Raw genomic sequence first — 17,727 nt, forward strand, 5'->3', positions numbered from 1 at the left:
GTGTTTCTAGGAAAAACGTACAGAGTTCGCTCCACAAGAAAAGTAAAAAAATCATCATTTCGTCATAGTTTTCATGATTTTGTGACGGTAGTGGTTTATTTTCGCCCGAATTTGGCAGTGATAGCTCGAAATCAGGGAATCTAAGCGATCTGCTTTGCTTTCATTTCGTTCTTCGGCAATACGGATGTACCGAAAGTTGGGTTCGATGGCTTCCGAAAACTCCCGTTTGTTCCAGTCTACATAACGCCAAGCACTGAAACTATGGTTCACCCCCACCTTTTCATCGATGGTTCCGAGGAGTTGGAATTTGGATTCACAAGGAGTCCGAAAGAAAATGTAACGATTGAAGAAGTAAAGAATGGTTCGGTGGGGGTTCGCATCCAGAACCGACCGGAAATGTTCTCGCATCTCCTCCACTGTATAAAATAAATCAGGCCCAGAATTGGTACTACGAAAAATCACCGGCGAAAATTCATTTGGAGTGTAGATCCTTGTGAGAACCCGAATGTATTCTGGGTCATCCAAGCGGTAAGGAATTTCGTTGAAGGCAAAAGGGAAAGGATCCCTTTCCGTCATATGAATTTCTATATAACGAGTATGATCGTATTCCGGGTCATTGATGTCGGTTGCTACAATTTTTTTGATAAAACGAGAAAGGAATTGGTCTTCATACAAATCTCTTACTGTGACTGCGCCCTCTTCATAAAGAATGGCACTTCCAAAATCAATAAAACTTGCTCCGTCTAACAAACGTCCGATGGAACCATAATCATGGTGTAAAATTCGGTTTCGAAAGATCGAACGAAGGATTAAATTGTGATCGTACAATCGTTTGCGACCCGATCTCTGTTCCACAACAGTGTTTTTTGTTTTTTTGACTTTATAATAATGGATATGATTGGCGAGACCAAATCGTAACTTCTCAAAGGCATGATTTTCTAAAACACGTTTTTCATCTTCTTCATTTTCGATAATAGTTGTCTCAGCAACTAATACAAAATGAAAACCAAAAAATAACATCCAAAGATAAATACAAACAAAGTTTCTGAAGTAATTCCTTACCTTGAAATTGTTTGCGGATTTTATATTAGAAAATTTTTTACTTATTCTTAAAATCAAAGGAATGGGATTCACAAATGGAATGAGATTAAATCAGAAAGCAAAATGAATAAAAAGAAACCCGGCGGTTTCCTATGGGAAACATCAACCGGGGAATAGAGTAGAATTGGCAGAATAAATTAATTCCTTTGGCCGAGAATGGGGCCACCTGTCTTTTCCATCATTCTTTCTTTCGTTAAAAATAAATCTTCCCGGTTGTCGGCCGCCATCTCACCAGTTCCATCCAAATAGATGGCACCCTTAGGACACGCCTCTTCACAAAGCCCACAAAAAATACATCGCAATAAGTCGATTTGGAACTTCTTTGCATATTTGTCTTCGGGATGGAGGTGTTGGCGTTCCGAAGTTACTTCTGCCGCTTCGATGTGAATGGCATTGGCCGGACAAATCCACATACAACAAAAACAAGCCGTACATCTTTCTCGGCCTTGTTCATCTCGTTTCATGGAGTGCATTCCCCTGAACCGAGTGGAATACTGGCGTTTTTTGTCTGGATATTCAATGGTAACTTGTTTGTTAAACAAAGCTACTTTAAGGAAATGTTTGAGTGTGATCCAAAGGCCTTTGCCAATGGACCAAAAATAAAACTTTTCATACCAAGAGAACTGGTGTCTTTTAGCGACGTTGACTACATTAACTGTTCCCAACACTTGCCTCCATTCTTTCGGTCAGTTTTTGAAAGATAGAATCGACAACACCTGCTGCACTCTGTAATCCTTTGATTGCAGTCATAGATTGTTCAAAGTTTTGTTTGAGGCCGTTTTTATTGGTAAAACTACCGCTTGCTTCTGTAAAAATTTGAATCGGCGCCGCCAAACTTGCGTTCTTTGCTGCGTCCGTCAAATTAGAATCAAAAACAATCACTTTGGAAACATCAATTCCATCCGGGATAAACTCTTTCAAAACAATCACTAAATCAATCGCGCCCGACTTAATAGAACTGATGATTCCAGAAATTCCCGATTGTGTGGTGATCCCTAAATCTAATGCACCGCGTGTGTTTGGATGACTGTCTTTTGTGAGTAAAAAATCCACTTGTTCAGTATCTTTGTTTTGCGCATCAGTCACTCGTGATTCCCACTGGATGGACTTTCCACCTAACTCACGAGAAATACTTTCGAAACCTTTTTTTAATTTCTCCAATGTTTCATTCGATTCATGAGCCCCACCAAGTACCGCAATGGATTTAGCCGATTTCATTCGATCAACAATCTTAGAAATCACTTCTTTAGAAGTGGAAGGAGTTCCCTGATCCAGATAACTAAGTAGGCGATTTTCATTCATCCAATCCAAATCAAATCTTCCTTTATCACAAAGGAAAAACATACCTTGGTCGTAATTCTCACGTACCATATAACGATACATCTTATTGTCTCGTACATTTGTTGTTACATTACAACCGGTAGAACAACCATGGCATACTGACTTATGAGATTTGTACCACCAAACGCGTGATTTAAACAGAGTTTTATTATTGAGAAGTGCTCCTACAGGACAGATATCCGCCAAAGCCCCTTGGTAGTTGTGGTTGATTGGTTCTGATTTCGCAAGACCAATGATGGAATGATTTCCCCTTTCAAAAAGACCTAAGTTGGACTCACCCACCTTCTCTTCTTCGAAACGTACACAACGATAACAAACAATACAACGATTATGATTGATGATGAGATTCGTTCCAATCTCTTCTTGAGGAATATTACGTTTATCAAATTCAAATCGGGAATGACCAGTACCCGAACCAAATGCGTTGTCTTGCAAACGACATTCACCAGCTTTATCACAAACTGGACAATCTAACGGGTGATTGGCGAGAAGGAATTCCATAGTACCAGCGCGAGCTTCTTTCACTCGATCTGATTTGGTAATGATCCCCATTCCTTCTTTTACAGGAGTATTACAAGCTGCTTGTAAACGAGGAACACCTTCAATTTCAATGAGACACATACGGCACATACCGACAATGCTAAGTGCTGGGTGGTAACAGAAGTAAGGGATTTCGACTCCAACTTCTTTTGTGGCGTCGATGAGGTTTTTCTTTTCGTCGACTTCGTATTCGACTCCGTCTATCTTTATCTTAACCAAAGAACAGGCCCCCTACGTTTGATTAGACCTTATCATTGGTTTTTGTCAAACCTTCATTTTGAAATTATATTTACCTCGGAAAGATAACTGAAGGGTTGCAAATCCACTACATTGTCAGTGAAGAAATCGGAATCTAAAAATAAGGAACTAGCTCGAATATTGGTCTGTTTCAGAATTTTTGCAATGAGATCATCCAAGATTTGTAAGGCCCGGCTTTCAAAAAAGAAGATCTTATCGAGATTGATTCTCAAATTGGTGAAGGATCCTCGCCCACCTAAGGTTAACATAAACCGGTCGTAGATCTCCTCTTGGGCTTTTTTACCCGGGCAACCCTTAATCTCCAAAAGCATTTGAGAAATGGATAATTCGGAGACATTAACTACCAATGGATGTTGTTTTTTATCAAAGATGTTTTCCGGTTTTAACTGCAATACTTGCGCAATTTTTTCCAAAAGAGCTTGGTTGGCGATGGGTTTGAGAAGGTAAGCAGTCACATGACTGAGAGCGGCTCGCCTTACTTGGTCCTTTTCGCCCACAGCAGTTAACATGATGACAGGAGTCATCTTTAACATATCTTTTCCTTTTTCTAAAAAACTAATTCCATCTAGATATGGCATATTCACATCGCTAATCACCAAATCATAACTATTGTTTCTGATTTTAGTAAGCCCAGACATCCCATCCACTACATGAGTGACATCAAAGTTATATCGTTCCAAAGTATGAAGTAATAGTTTTGCACTACTTTCATCATCTTCTAACAAAAGGACTTTATAAACTTTTGGTCGATTCATGTGTATAAGGATTCCTTTATTGTTCCGGTATAGACTCTAAATTAGCATATTTCATAAACCATTTTGGTTGTAATGCTCTTTGGTAAAGGTAAGCATCCACGAGCACAAGATTTACCACTGCTTCCACAATGGGAACAGCTCTCGGTAATACACATGGATCATGACGACCCTTTGCTTTCAAAATGGTTTCTTCATTTTTATCGTTAATGGTTTTTTGTTCTTTTTTAATGGTTGATGTTGGTTTAAAAGCAGCACGTAAAATCAAATCCATTCCGTTTGAAATTCCACCTTGGATCCCACCAGAATTATTGGTTCTAGTTTTTACTTTTCCAGTGCCTTCTTCAATATAAAACTCATCGTTGTGGACACTTCCTGTTTGGCGAGTCCCCGAAAACCCAGAACCCACTTCAAATCCTTTACAAGCAGAAATAGAAAGGATTGCTTTTGCTAAATCTGCATCTAACTTATCATAGACGGGATCGCCAAGACCTGGTGGTAGATTTCGAACCGCAATTTTTACCACTCCACCCACAGAATCTCCTTCATCCCGAAGTTTGCGAATGAGAGTTTCCATTTCATCGTTGGTCGATTGTTTAGGACATCTTGTAGGAAACCTGTCCACTATATCCCTTGAAATGGGATATTCCAATTCACTAATATGGGAATCAATAGGACCAATGGCATCTACCCAACCGACCGTGGAGATACCTAACTCACGTTCTAAGATGACTCGTGCAAGACCGGCAGCAGCCACTCGTCCAATGGTTTCACGAACCGATGACCTACCGCCACCCACATGAGCCCGGTGTCCGTATTTTTCTGAATATGTATAATCTGCATGTGAAGGACGAAACACGTGTGCCATTTCATCATAGTCACTACCAATCGTGTTTTGGTTGTTCACCTTCATCAAAATGGGGCTACCAGTAGTTTTTCCTTCAAACACTCCCGATTCCACAACCATCCGATCCTTTTCATCCCGTGGAGTGGTAAGATCATTTTGGCCTGGCCTACGGCGTGTTAGATCTTTTTGGATTTCTTCTTCTGGAAAGGGAAGACCCGCAGGTACCCCATCCACTACAACACCAACGGAAGTTCCGTGGGACTCACCAAACGTCGATACTCTGAAAATTTTTCCCCAACTGGAAGGCATATACGGACAATGAAAATGGAGATTGCATTCTCTCCAATAAAGTTTTTCATGAACTTGGGATGCACATTCTCTTTGAAGGTCCGAAATATAAGGCTCTTTCTATTGCTGTCGGATTTCACGTTCTATTAATGTTCGCTCTAATCGGCTATAACCTCCAAAGGGACATAGATTCGCCACTTTTGAAATGGAAAGAGGGTGGAAGTGTTTCTACCATTCGTCTGCATTTTTCTTCGGGATTAGGAAATGCCAGAGCCACCTCCTCTGCAGGACCAGTAAAGGAAGACGGAACCAAAACCGTGGAAGACGAAATCTCAGAATTCCAAAACTGTTTGAGTTATCCTGCGCTGGCCTTGGAACAAAAATTAGAGGATGTTTGTGTTTATAAGCTGACTGTCAAAGAAGATGGTTCTCTAGAAAAAATTGCAGTGGTCACAGCGTGTAGGTATGCGGTCTTTGATTTACAGGTGCGTCGGCAACTCGCCGATTGGCAGTTCCAATATTCCAAAGGTAAAGAATTTGTTCTACCCATTAGGTTCCGTTTAGATGTCCGAGACTAACCCCCCCAACGAAGAAAGCACTTGGTACATCGTATATACCAAACCTAGAGCGGAAAAAAAGCTGAGTGAACTACTGGCAAAGTATCATTTAGAGAACTATCTCCCGATTCGTAAGGAACGAAAAAAATGGACGGATCGATTTAAGTGGATCCACGTTCCTATCCTTCCGTCTTATATTTTTGTTAAAATTGTTTTCTGGAGAGATAAAAATAAAGTCCTCCAATTACCAGGTTCTCATCATTTTGTATTTCATAAGGGCCAACCAGCAACTGTAACTCAAAATGATTTGGACTTATTAGAAGAAGGCCTTCAAAAATATGCGGATTCTTTAAAAGTAAATCCTGAATCCGTATTGGAAAAAGGAAAGCTGGTTCGCATTATCAGCGGTTCTTATGTTGGCAAAACAATGGAAATTTTAAAAGTTAAAAATAAAACCTTAGTTGTTCTAAGGTTTCCAGGAGTCGATACAGTGTTTTCTTATGAAATCAAAGTAGATGATTTGGCCTGGGAGGAATTAATTGTATGAAAGAAAAAGATACCATAGCTATCGTCAGACAAGCGCTAGATGACGAAATTTCATCCCTTGTCCACTTCCGAGATGAATTAGATCCCTCCGTTAAAGATTGTATTGATTTGATCTTAAAATCAACTGGTAAGGTCATTGTCACTGGTGTTGGAAAATCGGGAGACATTGCCAAAAAAATTTCGCATACACTTTCTTCCACGGGAACCTCGGCTTATTTTTTACATCCAACGGATGCCTCTCATGGCGATTCAGGGATTGTAGGACCAGATGATGTAGTCCTTGCCATCGGTAAAAGTGGCGAATCCGAAGAACTCAATTACATATTACCCACACTCAGGAAGATTGGAGCAAAAATTGTAGGAATCACAGCAAACGCAAAATCCAAGTTAGCATCTCTTTCTGATATTGTTATCATCACTCCCGTATTAAAAGAAGCTTGTCCTTTGGATTTAGCCCCTACTTCGAGTACGACCATTGCCCTTGTTCTTGGAGATGCGATTGCAGTAGCACTGATGGAATTAAAAAACTTTCAGGCTAACGATTTTGCCTTATACCATCCCGCAGGCCGACTCGGAAAACGACTTTCTTTGTATTTATCGGACGTTATGCGAAAAGGGGAAAGAAATGCTTCGATTTCTGTGGATGCTAATCTAGAAACCATTCTGAAAGAAATTACAGAAAAGGGGATTGGTGCCACGGGAGTAGTGGATTCCCATTCCAAACTCATCGGTCTTATCACTGACTATGACATCCGAAAGTATTTAACCAAAAATACACTGCTACCTACAGTCACTGCAAAAGATATGATGAATGCAAATCCAAGCAGCTTTCGACCAGAGGAAAAAGCTTATGATGTTTTAATCAAAATGGAAGGAAGGGATCGACCTATTTCCGTGGCACCTGTGGTGGATGAAACAGGTCAGTTTGTCGGAATGATTTCCCTTCACGATTTATTACAAAAAGGACTATAAACATTATGCCAGAATCCTATAAAATCATAGCTTCCGTAGGTGAAGATGATCTTCGTCACTTGCAAAAAAAGGACGTAAAAGAAGTCGATGTGATCGAAGTCCGATTGGATCTTTTCTCAAGAAACTACATCCAAAAAGAAATGAAAAAAAAGCTAAAAGCTTTAGGTCTTCCTGTGCTTTTTACTTACCGCAGGGCAGAAGATAGTAGTGTTCGTTCCTATGTAAAACTCTTCCATGAAGATGTGGAGGGCATTCTAAAAGATTTTAATGACAATGCCAATTATTTAGATATCGAATTGAATCGCGAAGATACTATCTTTCGTAATTACGAAACTCTTAACTATCGAATCATTTATTCCTACCATTCATTTAAAAAATCCATCCTCGCGAATGAAATGATGAATTATATTAATAAAGCAAAGCCTGTAAAAAAGAAAAATCCAATCTTTAAATTTGCGATCACACCAGAAGACATTGAAGAAACGGCAGATTTTTTGAATGATATTAAACTTTTATCCAAATCCAATACAATGATTGGAATCTGTATGGGAGAACTGGGAATTATTTCTCGAGTTTTTGGTGATAAATTCCACTCTTCTTTCACCTACATGACATTAGGTGAAGCAAAAGCACCTGGTCAAATTTCCGTGGATACCTTTAAAAAACTAAGAGCTGATTTGTTTAAAAGTCCAAGTTCTGGAAAGGATTCTAAAGAAGATTAGAAAGTAACACGACCACGGAACAGTGATTCCTGCCCCCGAGGTTTTAGTTTATGGTTGGGCCTGGGCGCTGATTGTGCCCGCTTTTGTTTTAATAAATTCACGAAAACTAAGATCTTTCCAAACATCTTTAAAATCCTTCTCTAAAGATTCAGAAGTCCAGTACTCGGGTTTTAAATCTGCAGCTAACTTAAATTGTTCTTTGGTTTTGGAAAGATCTCCTTTTTTAGAATAACATCTAGCTAGCAGATAGTATCCTGAAGAAGAACCTGAGACTTTTTGTAAGATAGAAATGGCCGCGTCTACCTTTCCTGAATAAAAATAATTCCGACCACGATAGAACAAAAACTCTCTTGATTCTGAATTTGCAGGAACTTTTTCCAAAACAGAAAAATAGGTCTCTGCTTTGTCGAAAGCATTGGTTTCCGTATATCGCCTTGCGAGTTTGATAAAACCCACTTGGTATTTTTCTGGCGTTTGGGTTAGATCAGGATATTTTGAATCAATAAATTCTGAATACTTAGCAAAACTATTATCGAATTTTTTAGTTCTTTTTCCGGCCTCAAACATACAGACAAAACGAAATATATGGGATTCTATTTGTTCTGGATTTAGAGAAAGAGCTTTGTCTGCCGAAGATATACAATTCTCCCAATCCGATTTTTGTTCATACAACCTTGCTAATGCTAATAATGGCGGATCTTTTTGTAATTGTTTGTATGCCTGTTGGAAGGAGATTTCGGCTTTATCTAATTCAGCTAACTTTTGGAAGGCGATCCCTTCGTTCAGATATACATAATACAAAAAAACATTTGTGTCTTTGGTAAATGGATTTTTTTTGGCACGTTCGAAGGATTCAATTGCTGATTTAGGATCATCTTGTCTTAGTTTTACAATGCCAAGTTTATAATGATATCTAGAGCGAGATGGATTTTTTTCAATTAGGATCTTTAGATTGGTTTCTGCTAATTCATATTTTTTTTCTTCAAACAAAGCTAAAACATAATCCCAACGTACATCTTCCAAATTCGGTTGATTAGCTAAAACTTGCTCATAATACTCACTTGGTTTTGTGTTTTCAGAGTTACCGGAACCTTCTTCTACTTTTTTAGATGCATCTTTTTTTGAATCTGATTGTTTTGGTTCTGCAGGTTTGGATTCTACTCTCGTTGTATGAGTATAGTTTTGACCAGAAGAAGGATTCCCTTTATTTCCCACAGCACGGTTGTATATCTTTTGCACTTCTTCATTTTTAGAATCATATTTCAAATAACGCGCCGCATAGGTTGCTGACAAATTCCAATCTTGGTGGTAGTTAAAAAAAAGTGCGAGTTTCAGAAGGACCGTTTTTCTTTGGTCTTTGTCCAAATCCAAATCGGCAGCTCTTCTAAAGTTTTGAATGGATTTAGGATAATCTTTTTTATATTCGTAAATATATCCCAAATACATATAGGCTTCACCGTCTTGCGGGTGTGAGTCGGCATGTTTTGTAAATTTTTTAATCGCTTCGCCATAAGCTTTTTTTGAGAAAGCTTTTTTGCCTTCCTTCATCGAATCACTGTCAATGGCGAAGACTGTAGTGTGAAGGATTACAAAGATAAAAACTAAGGAAAGATATTTCCGCACGGGTTCCAAACTAGTGGGAACCCATGGGAATGAAAGGGATTTTTGGAAAAAAGTTAGATCTTCGTTCTTTCTTCTTTTTGTGCGGCCAAATTTCTCGAAGCTCTGAGAACGATACTCATTGTCGTTATTTGTGGGTTCACCGAAAGTCCTGTAGGGTAAACAGAGGCATCCATGACAAATATGTTTTTATGGCCATAAATTTCCAAATTTAAATCAACAGCGCCCTTTTCTGGATCGTTTGCAGACTGAATGGACCCATGTGGATGCGCAGAACCGACGGTTAGGTCACCTGGTCTCGTACTTTCTTTCAAAATCCAATCAAAATTATCGTTTCCTGTGACTTTGTAGGACTCTGAAAACCTGGTGAAAGGAAAAATGAGTTCTTTCGCACCGGCAGCCACTGTCACTTCTGCAAGTGCCTTTAAACCTTTTAGCATATTGAGGCCATCTGTTGGTGTTAGTTCAAAATATACCTTTCTTCGTCCCAAACTGTACTTCACACTCGCATTAGCTTCCCCATCGGCACCATCACGCACAAGAACGATCCCTGCGTTGTATTTGGTGTAGTCCTTCATGACATCAAACTGTTGTTTGCCGTAAAAGGGAACAAGAGAGGAAGCAAGTGTCGGTCTGTAGGGAGCAGCTTCCAACCAAAATCCATACCCGGTTCCGTTTTGATTGTGACCATCTTTGATCACGATGGACTGTGGTGGACCTTGGAACATTTTAATTTCTGAATCAAATTTGCCAAAGATAGTGGAGGTAGGATGGACTTTTAAATTTCGACCTACCCATCCGTTCCCAATCCCACTCCTTTGTAAAAGAGCAGGACCTTCAATGGCACCGGCACTCACAATCACAACCGGAGCTTTGATTTCCATAATTTCAATCACTTCCGAAGGAGCTTTTTCATAAGCATCGGGTGTAAACTCAGCTATGACAGTTTTGATTTTTCCTTCTTTGATTTTTGCTGCTCGCATATTGGAAACAACAACGGCACCAGCTTCAATCGCATCGGGAATCCAAGTCAAAAATGCCGATTGTTTTGCGTTGATGGGACAACCGAGGCCACACCGACCAAGTCCAATACAACCACGATTATTGTTTCGAAGCACTTGTGGTGTGAGTCCAATTTTTTTACCACCCACACGAAGGACATTATTGTTAGCATTGACTAGATTATCAGGAACTTCATGAACTCCTAACCTTTCATGTACTTCGGAAACAAAGGAATCCATTTCTTCTCTTGAATATCCTTGCCATCCAAATCGTTCACTCCATTCCGTTGTTACGTAGTCTGGAGGATATAAGGATGTTTGCCAGTTGACAGTTGTGGAACCACCGATAGACTTCCCTTGCAAAATCGATAATGTTTGTTCTTCCGTAACGATAAACCCTGCATCGCGATAGAGTCTTGCTTGCGAGATGAATTCATCAGAATTGAATTGTGCAGGAGTGAAGTAACTACCTTCTTCAATAAGGACCACCTTCCAACCGTTACGTGCTAGTTCGCTTGCTGCGACGGCTCCACCAGCACCAGAGCCAATGACAACAACATCGGCACTCAGTTCCCATTTTCCGTTTTGGATTTGGTTCTCTTTGATAATGTCTGAATGTTTTTTTGGAGTGATAATTTTTTCGTTAAAAATAGGAATTCCCATATAGCCGCCTTATTGGATATAACCGACAAATTTTTGGTATTCTTTGTCGGAACTTAAAAGGAAAAATGAAATTTGTCTAAGAATGGCGTAAACACCACGTTTGAGGCCAAGAGAAGAATGTTTCCACTCTAACAATCGTTTGATCCTTTCTTCCATGGGAAGTTTTACAATCGGAGTGAAAGAAAAATCAAGGGCGATGGCCGCTAAAATCGAAGAAGGAACACTAGCTAACAGTTGTATAACGCTTTCCGTTTCAATGGGATAGGGGTGACCATATACATAATTGTCCAAAGCAAGCCCTAGATCAAAATTCGGAATGGGGTTGTCTTGGAGGAAGACTTCTTGCAAGCTACGAAAACTGTGGTATTGTTCTGGCGATATCCCCCTGAGGGCCGGAGTGTTCAGACCAGGTCCACAATTCACTCCATGAATCGAAACTGCAGTTAGGGCAAAACATTTGAGAGAAAATTTTAAGAAACGATTTCGCGATAAAGTAAAGGGTGTATACGGCTCCAAGTCTCTTTTCCTTGCTAAGATTTTGAACCCATTGTGTCATAATCTTGTAAAATTATCACTCATTTTCCTTATTTCCACTGGATGTATTGGTATTTTTCGAAAGGCACCTGACTATCCATCCATTCGCATTGAAGGTTTGGTATCCTATAGCGAACTAGAGTCGGTTAAGAAAGTAAAATGGAACTCACTTTCCAAACAGAGAGATCCAAAATCTATTTCAGCCCTCATTCTACACAACTCTGGAAAACGAAAGTTCGCTGACTTCTTGAAACTTTCCGTGGACAATCAGTTTATGTTTCATGTCTACGTAGACTCGGAAGGGACTGTCTTTGGTGATCCCAATTTTTTAAATCATGAATGGTCGGCCGCCCCTGGAATTGATTTAGAGTCCATTCACATAGTATACGAAGGCACCCAAGAAGCTCTTTATAACAATCGCAAACAACGGGCCGTTTTAAACGGTGTTATTTCCTATTTGGCAGAGGAACTCGACATCCCCAAATCCAACTACGATGTCATCTCCAAACGCGGAATTTTTACACATAACCAAACCAAGCGAAGGTTTGGCGGTTTTGTGGATTTTTCACCATGTGGGAGTGAACTTGCCCTCAAACAAATCCTTTCCGAAATCGATGGGAAATTTTATGAAGAAGATGATTGGAAGGATCGTTTTGTCACAGGTTGGGTCTTAAAAAAAGAAAACAAAGAAATTTTGAAAGAAACCTTCAAACCCACCAATGGCCGAGGGATCACAAAAGCAGAAAAGATCAACATATCACGAATTGAAAAAGATGAGAAAGGTCTCCCTCCCGAAGAATACAGAGTCAAATATTTGTTTCGCGGAAAAATCAAACCTAGTTGTGTTGTTTTACATTACACTGCCATTTCCGAATATTTTAAATCACTTCGCACACTGGAAGCGAGAAACTTAACTGCATCCATCATGGTGGACAATAACGGAAAGGCCTACCAACTTGTGGATGTTCTGGAAGACAGAGCTGCTGCTGCCACAGGTACAAACAATAATTGTATCCAAATCGAAATTGTGGCCAAAGATACAGAAGAACTTTTAAAACAACCAGAACAAATCCAAACTGTAAAAGACCTTGTGATTGAGCTCACATCCAAATACAAAATTCCTCTCTCAAATGAAAAAGTGGAAGACTTAATCGGTGTCTTTAGCCATACCCAAGCCAAAAAAAAATGGGGTGGTTCCATTTTCTTAAACGCAAAAGACTTTGATCCAGGCGAAGATTATATGGAAATGATCTTAAATTCCATTGGTGGCAAATACTATAGCGAACCAGAATGGAAAAATCGAAAGTCCATCGACTGGGCCATTTTATATCGTAACTTTCAACCATAACGAGACGGAGCTTCTATGAAACAAATCTTACAAATTCTATCCCTAATTTCGATCGTTTTGATTTTGGATTGCCGTCTGAAAAAACCAGTTTACCACCTAACGCAAGCCGAGGCTGATAGTCGATTTGAAATTTTAGAAGACATTCATTATGAACTTGATGTCCATTTAACTCCGAAAGATTTCTTCGATGGAAAAGTCAAAATCCGTTTTGCGGGAAAAAAACTAAAAGACCTGCGATTGGATTATTATGAAGGAAAAATCAAATCGATCATTCTGAACGAAGAAGATTTAACCAACCTTCCTTACAAAAACGGTCATATCCAACTACCAGCAAACAATCTAATGATTGGCAATAATACTCTCACGGTTTTGTTTGAAACCCCTTATGCAAAAACGGGGAATGGGCTTCATAAGTTCACTGATCCAGACGATAAAGAAGTGTATCTTTATTCCCAGTTTGAAGCCTTCCATGCGAACAAAATGTTCCCTTGTTTTGACCAACCCGACCTAAAAGCTACCTTCCAACTGAATGCGACCGTTCCTAAAAATTGGAAAGTCATTTCTACAACTCTTCCTAATTCCCAAACCAAAGGTGCAAACCCAGAAGAGGTTACTCATTCGTTCCCAGAATCGGCAAAAATTGCAACTTATGTTTTTTCACTGCACGCCGGACCGTACCAAGTTTGGGAAGATCAATTCGAATCTATCCCTTTGCGACTTTTTGTTAGAAAATCCCTTGGCAAATACGTAGACCCCAAAGACTGGTTTACCTTTACCAAAGAAGGATTTGCCTTTTTTAATTCTTATTTTGGAATTCCTTATCCCTTCCTAAAATACGACCAAGTCATTGTACCCGAATTTAACTTTGGTGCCATGGAAAACGTAGCAGCCGTTACTTTTTCTGAACGTTTTGTTTCACGCGCCCCCATGACAAGATCCCAAAGAGAAAACCTATCCGATGTAGTTTTACATGAAATGGCACATATGTGGTTTGGAAACTTAGTCACCATGCGATGGTGGAATGGATTATGGCTTAACGAAAGTTTTGCGACTTATATGGCAAGTTTAGCCCAAGCAAAAAATTCCGAATTCAAAGAAACTTGGATTAGTTTTTTTGAAAAAATGAAACAATGGGCATATGAAGAAGATAGTTTTATCACAAACCATCCTGTAGAAGCAAAAGTATCCGATACAGAAGAAGCCTTCACCCAATTTGATGGAATCACTTATGGAAAAGGAGCTTCTGTTCTCAAACAATTGGTTTACTTTATAGGAGAAGATGCCTTTCAACGTGGAGTGCAAAATTACCTTCGTAAGTATTCCTATTCCAATTCTACACTCACTGACTTTTTAAAGGAACTGGAATTTGCCAGTGGGTTTCCCATGAAAAAATGGTCCAAAGATTGGTTGGAAACTAAAGGGACCAACCAAGTAGAACTCACAACCCTTTGTGCCGATAACCAGTTCTATTGGAAAATTGTCCAATCGGCACCTGGTTTAGAAAACAAACTCAGAGATCACAAAACCATTCTTGGGCTTTACTTTTTTGATAAACCAAACAAACAACTTTCTTTTGCGGAAGTTCCCGTGATTTATTCTGGTCGCTCCACTAATGCCATTTTTCCTGTAAAATCTTGTCCAGATTATAGTTTTATCAATGCCGAGGATCATGACTTTGCCATTTGGAAATGGACAGAACCGAACAAGGAAAATCTGGAATATGTTTTAGAATATGATACAGACCCAATGCGAAAACTCATTTTGTGGACTGATTATTTTAGACAAGTGTTACTTGCCAATATCACCTTTGATGAATTCAAAGACACCACGATTCGTCTGTATCCAAAAGAATCGGATATTAAAATTAAACGTTGGATTTTATCTCGTTTAGCCGGTGACAACGGTTCAACTTATGTAACGAGCCGCTTTTGGTTTCCGGAAGAAAAAAGGATTCGCGATTTTGATGCCTTACAAAGTTTTTTATGGGAAGAACTGAACAAAGCAAAACCAGGAAGTGATGAACAACGCTACCTTTTTCTTTCGCTCATCGACTCTAGCTACACAATCACTTCGAAAAAACGTTTATACGACTTTTTGGAAAACAAACTCATCGCTCGTGGATTAAAAATCGACCAAGACTTACGATGGAGTCTGATTGTAAAACTTAGTTCCCTAGAAAAAGATAGGACCCAAATCCAATCCATCATCGACCGAGAGAAAAAAGTAGATCCTTCTAGTCGAGGAGTAAACTCTAGTTTGGCGGCCGAAGCGGCAGAACCCAATCTTTCTGTAAAAGAAAATTGGATTCAAGTTCTTCTCAATCCAAAAAAAAGTAAATTCTCTTCTTCGACTCTACGTGTAGTTTCTTATTCCCTATTTCCAGAAAATCAAAAGGACATCCAACTGAGTTTTTTCGATATCTATTTAGATGCTCTAGACAAGTTCAGTAACGGTGAGGATGAAAATTATCTAGATGCTTTTGCTAAGAGTTTGGCACCTGATTTTTGCACTGACGAAACACTACTCATTTTAAAAAAGTTTACCGGTAACCATCCTCGCCTTCCTGCTCCGGTCAAAAAAACTCTTTTGAAACAAATTGATTCAGAAAAAAAATGCATTCAAATGAAAAACAAACATAAAGAGCTCATTAACAATTAAGGAATTTCTTTGAATCAAGTTTTTAGTTTTTTTATACTACTGGTTTTGATCTCTAGTTTGTTTTTTGCTAACTGTGCTTCCCCGGGTTTTGGACCGAGGGGGTTTTTGTATACAAAAACAAAAATTGGGATTTTTGGAACTGGCGAATCCTCTAAACGAAGAGCAACATCCTGCGTACACTCTGTACTCGGTCTTATTTCTTTCGGGGATGCTTCATTGGAATTTTTAAAATCACGATCGAAAATTGAAAATGTAACAGAAACCAATTGGACCACCTTTGCCATCCTCGGCATTTATGCGAACCTATGTGTAGAGATCTCAGGAAACGAATGGAATTGAATCGTATCTCTTTGCATTCATTCACTCTCGGAATTTTAGTTCTTATGGGTATCTTTACAACCGGTTGTGCAAATTTGGGCCAACCGCAAGGATTGGGCCCGACAGGACTTTTATATGCCTCTTATTCCTTAGGTCTATCAGAACGAAATTTACCCAAACTCCCTTTAAAAAAAGGAAAGGCTTGTGTAAAGCGGTATGGATTTCTTTTTACTTCTGGTAACGCCAGCATTGGATCAGCAGCCAATGCTGGCGGAATTGTGGATATCTATCGAATTGAAAAAGAGGCAACGAACTACCTCTCTCTCTACTCTTCCCTCTGTACGGTGGTTTGGGGAATCTAAGGTTTTTTACGAACCACTGAATCTAACAAATCGGGATAGTCAGAAATAATACCATCCACACCACAAGAAACGAGTCGTTTCATTTCTTTCTCCGTATTCACTGTCCATGGAATTACTAACATATGTTTGTTATGCGATTCACTCACAAAACTTGGTGTTACATAAAGAAAATATGGAGAAATGATATCAGCTTTTTTGTCTTTTGCTGCTGATAGAATGGTTTCACGATACCCATTTCCAAATCCTATCGTCATTAAAAAACCTTGAAAGTAAGTGGGAACAAACAAAGCACTCGTTTTGATTTTAGGATTTTTTGCCTTTGCAAAAGTTAATGTACGAAGGTCAAAGGATTGGATGGTGGAACGTTCGGTTACTTTATACTTTTCAATGATTTGATTTAGTTTTTCTGTATGTTCTTTTACCAAACTATCGGGAGCCGATCCATCATCTGGAAATTTTGTCTCAATGTTGAATTCATAAATCTCTTTTGATTTTTTTTCAATAGCCAATACCTTTTCAAAAAACTCTTCCAAAGAAAGAAGTTTGGTTCCAGGAACTGGAATCTGTTTGGGAAAGTTTGGATTTTTTTTAGATCCACAATCATAAGATTGTAACTCAGCCAATGTCAGTTCATAGAGAGATGTTTTTTTTATCTCTGTACCATCTGCGTTTTGGCAAATGACAGGATTGGTATCGGAATCATGATGGATGACCACTCGTTTGTCCTTGGTAAGAACAGTATCAAGCTCCAAGGTTACCATCTTATACTTGATTGCTTCTTCAAAAGCAGGCCAAGTGTTTTCTGGTTTGAGTCCCCTTGCCCCTCGGTGGCCTTGTAAATCGATCTCTTTACGCAAACGAGTGGGTGGTTCCATCGTTGCACAATTTATGGAATAAAGTGTAATGCAAATTAAGAGTAAACTGATTTTAAAAGATTGGGTTTTGTTCATCAATGGTTTCCTTTCTAACGGATTCCATCCTAGACATTTGTAATGATTATAAAGAAATTTTTCTGATTCCCTTTTAAAAAGAAATCCCCTGCTTCTCCTTAGTTCAGGAAAAATACCAAAAACCTAGAGAATCTCTTACAAAACAGGTAAAAAAAGTGGATTCAGACGATGGAAATAAGAAAAGGCTGGAAAAAACGAGCACACCACCTACGGTAACATCGGTGGTGAACTCCAGAAAGGAAATTTAGCGTAATTTGATCCTAACTGTTCTTTCAAAGAGATCGTCAACTCTATCCATGCGAATCTTATTCGTTCAGAACGTTCCGAACGTTTTTGATGCCATTTCAGA

General features: G+C 39.1%; 17 protein-coding genes. 8 read left to right on the plus strand and 9 right to left on the minus strand.

Features of this window, described 5'->3' with window-relative positions:
* Positions 1-54 precede the first annotated feature (54 nt).
* The 5 genes from JWG40_RS13960 to aroC all read right to left on the minus strand — a co-directional run bounded on the left by JWG40_RS13960 (position 55) and on the right by aroC (position 5,148).
* Positions 55-1,020, minus strand: coding sequence for a hypothetical protein (locus JWG40_RS13960; protein ID WP_205286656.1), 966 nt, complete (start codon positions 1,018-1,020; stop codon positions 55-57).
* A gap of 218 nt (positions 1,021-1,238) precedes the next feature.
* On the minus strand, positions 1,239-1,766 hold the full coding sequence (locus JWG40_RS13965; protein WP_002976106.1) for a NuoI/complex I 23 kDa subunit family protein: 528 nt from the start codon (positions 1,764-1,766) through the stop codon (positions 1,239-1,241).
* Positions 1,753-3,201 (minus strand): NADH-quinone oxidoreductase subunit G, encoded by a 1,449-nt coding sequence (locus tag JWG40_RS13970; protein ID WP_205286403.1) that lies wholly within the window; start codon positions 3,199-3,201, stop codon positions 1,753-1,755. The genes JWG40_RS13965 and JWG40_RS13970 overlap by 14 nt, the downstream gene beginning before the upstream one ends.
* A gap of 53 nt (positions 3,202-3,254) precedes the next feature.
* Positions 3,255-3,995, minus strand: coding sequence for a response regulator (locus JWG40_RS13975; RefSeq protein ID WP_205286404.1), 741 nt, complete (start codon positions 3,993-3,995; stop codon positions 3,255-3,257).
* Positions 3,996-4,011: 16 nt separating this feature from the next.
* Positions 4,012-5,148, minus strand: a complete 1,137-nt coding sequence (gene aroC, locus JWG40_RS13980; protein WP_205286405.1) for a chorismate synthase — start codon at positions 5,146-5,148, stop codon at positions 4,012-4,014.
* A 128-nt stretch (positions 5,149-5,276) separates the two neighbouring features.
* Between aroC and JWG40_RS13985 the strand changes: the two genes are divergently transcribed.
* From JWG40_RS13985 to JWG40_RS14000, 4 genes are read left to right on the plus strand one after another with little or no spacing between them, the layout of a single operon-like run.
* Positions 5,277-5,705, plus strand: a complete 429-nt coding sequence (locus tag JWG40_RS13985; RefSeq protein WP_408611534.1) for an LIC_10042 family TonB-like protein — start codon at positions 5,277-5,279, stop codon at positions 5,703-5,705.
* Positions 5,692-6,231 carry a UpxY family transcription antiterminator gene (locus JWG40_RS13990; protein WP_205286406.1) on the plus strand — a complete coding sequence of 180 codons (540 nt, stop codon included), beginning with the start codon at positions 5,692-5,694 and terminating at the stop codon, positions 6,229-6,231. Before JWG40_RS13985 ends, JWG40_RS13990 begins: the two co-directional genes overlap by 14 nt.
* Entirely contained in the window at positions 6,228-7,202 is a 975-nt protein-coding gene (locus JWG40_RS13995; RefSeq protein ID WP_205286407.1) for a KpsF/GutQ family sugar-phosphate isomerase, read from the plus strand. Before JWG40_RS13990 ends, JWG40_RS13995 begins: the two co-directional genes overlap by 4 nt.
* Before the next feature lie 5 nt (positions 7,203-7,207).
* Positions 7,208-7,924: a type I 3-dehydroquinate dehydratase gene (locus JWG40_RS14000; protein ID WP_205286408.1), complete on the plus strand. Its 717-nt coding sequence runs from the start codon at positions 7,208-7,210 to the stop codon at positions 7,922-7,924.
* Between the two features lie 48 nt (positions 7,925-7,972).
* Here the strand turns inward: JWG40_RS14000 and JWG40_RS14005 are convergent, their stop codons facing one another.
* Genes JWG40_RS14005 through JWG40_RS14015 form a run of 3 tightly spaced genes read right to left on the minus strand, consistent with a single transcriptional unit; the run spans position 7,973 to position 11,724 of the window.
* Positions 7,973-9,556: a tetratricopeptide repeat protein gene (locus tag JWG40_RS14005; protein WP_205286409.1), complete on the minus strand. Its 1,584-nt coding sequence runs from the start codon at positions 9,554-9,556 to the stop codon at positions 7,973-7,975.
* 44 nt (positions 9,557-9,600) lie between these two features.
* Positions 9,601-11,208 (minus strand): GMC family oxidoreductase N-terminal domain-containing protein, encoded by a 1,608-nt coding sequence (locus tag JWG40_RS14010; RefSeq protein ID WP_205286410.1) that lies wholly within the window; start codon positions 11,206-11,208, stop codon positions 9,601-9,603.
* 9 nt (positions 11,209-11,217) lie between these two features.
* Complete coding sequence (locus JWG40_RS14015; RefSeq protein WP_205286411.1) at positions 11,218-11,724, minus strand: hypothetical protein; 507 nt, start codon at positions 11,722-11,724, stop codon at positions 11,218-11,220.
* On the opposite strand from JWG40_RS14015, the gene JWG40_RS14020 reads away from it, so the two are divergent.
* The 4 genes from JWG40_RS14020 to JWG40_RS14035 are packed head-to-tail and all read left to right on the plus strand — an operon-like array spanning position 11,666 to position 16,428.
* Positions 11,666-13,090, plus strand: a complete 1,425-nt coding sequence (locus tag JWG40_RS14020; RefSeq protein WP_205286412.1) for a peptidoglycan recognition protein family protein — start codon at positions 11,666-11,668, stop codon at positions 13,088-13,090. The two genes, JWG40_RS14015 and JWG40_RS14020, sit on opposite strands and share 59 nt — an antisense overlap.
* A gap of 15 nt (positions 13,091-13,105) precedes the next feature.
* Positions 13,106-15,748, plus strand: a complete 2,643-nt coding sequence (gene pepN, locus JWG40_RS14025) for an aminopeptidase N (protein ID WP_205286413.1) — start codon at positions 13,106-13,108, stop codon at positions 15,746-15,748.
* Between the two features lie 9 nt (positions 15,749-15,757).
* On the plus strand, positions 15,758-16,087 hold the full coding sequence (locus tag JWG40_RS14030) for a TRL-like family protein (protein ID WP_205286414.1): 330 nt from the start codon (positions 15,758-15,760) through the stop codon (positions 16,085-16,087).
* Positions 16,078-16,428, plus strand: a complete 351-nt coding sequence (locus JWG40_RS14035) for a TRL domain-containing protein (RefSeq protein WP_205286415.1) — start codon at positions 16,078-16,080, stop codon at positions 16,426-16,428. The genes JWG40_RS14030 and JWG40_RS14035 overlap by 10 nt, the downstream gene beginning before the upstream one ends.
* On the opposite strand, the gene JWG40_RS14040 is transcribed toward JWG40_RS14035, so the two are convergent.
* Positions 16,425-17,378, minus strand: a complete 954-nt coding sequence (locus JWG40_RS14040; RefSeq protein WP_205286416.1) for a glycerophosphodiester phosphodiesterase — start codon at positions 17,376-17,378, stop codon at positions 16,425-16,427. The genes JWG40_RS14035 and JWG40_RS14040 overlap by 4 nt on opposite strands.
* Positions 17,379-17,727: the final 349 nt, after the last annotated feature.

This window comes from Leptospira abararensis (assembly GCF_016918735.1).
GTDB lineage: Bacteria > Spirochaetota > Leptospiria > Leptospirales > Leptospiraceae > Leptospira_A > Leptospira_A abararensis.

Excerpts from the sequence above, each read along its gene's own strand:
- JWG40_RS13960 (WP_205286656.1), bottom strand. The coding sequence starts at position 1,020 with ATGTTATTTTTTGGTTTTCATTTTGTATTAGTTGCTGAGACAACTATT.
- JWG40_RS13975 (WP_205286404.1), bottom strand. The coding sequence starts at position 3,995 with ATGAATCGACCAAAAGTTTATAAAGTCCTTTTGTTAGAAGATGATGAA.
- aroC (WP_205286405.1), bottom strand. The coding sequence starts at position 5,148 with ATGCCTTCCAGTTGGGGAAAAATTTTCAGAGTATCGACGTTTGGTGAG.
- JWG40_RS13985 (WP_408611534.1), top strand. The coding sequence starts at position 5,277 with ATGTTCGCTCTAATCGGCTATAACCTCCAAAGGGACATAGATTCGCCA.
- JWG40_RS13990 (WP_205286406.1), top strand. The coding sequence starts at position 5,692 with ATGTCCGAGACTAACCCCCCCAACGAAGAAAGCACTTGGTACATCGTA.
- JWG40_RS13995 (WP_205286407.1), top strand. The coding sequence starts at position 6,228 with ATGAAAGAAAAAGATACCATAGCTATCGTCAGACAAGCGCTAGATGAC.
- JWG40_RS14000 (WP_205286408.1), top strand. The coding sequence starts at position 7,208 with ATGCCAGAATCCTATAAAATCATAGCTTCCGTAGGTGAAGATGATCTT.
- JWG40_RS14010 (WP_205286410.1), bottom strand. The coding sequence starts at position 11,208 with ATGGGAATTCCTATTTTTAACGAAAAAATTATCACTCCAAAAAAACAT.
- pepN (WP_205286413.1), top strand. The coding sequence starts at position 13,106 with ATGAAACAAATCTTACAAATTCTATCCCTAATTTCGATCGTTTTGATT.
- JWG40_RS14035 (WP_205286415.1), top strand. The coding sequence starts at position 16,078 with ATGGAATTGAATCGTATCTCTTTGCATTCATTCACTCTCGGAATTTTA.
- JWG40_RS14040 (WP_205286416.1), bottom strand. The coding sequence starts at position 17,378 with ATGAACAAAACCCAATCTTTTAAAATCAGTTTACTCTTAATTTGCATT.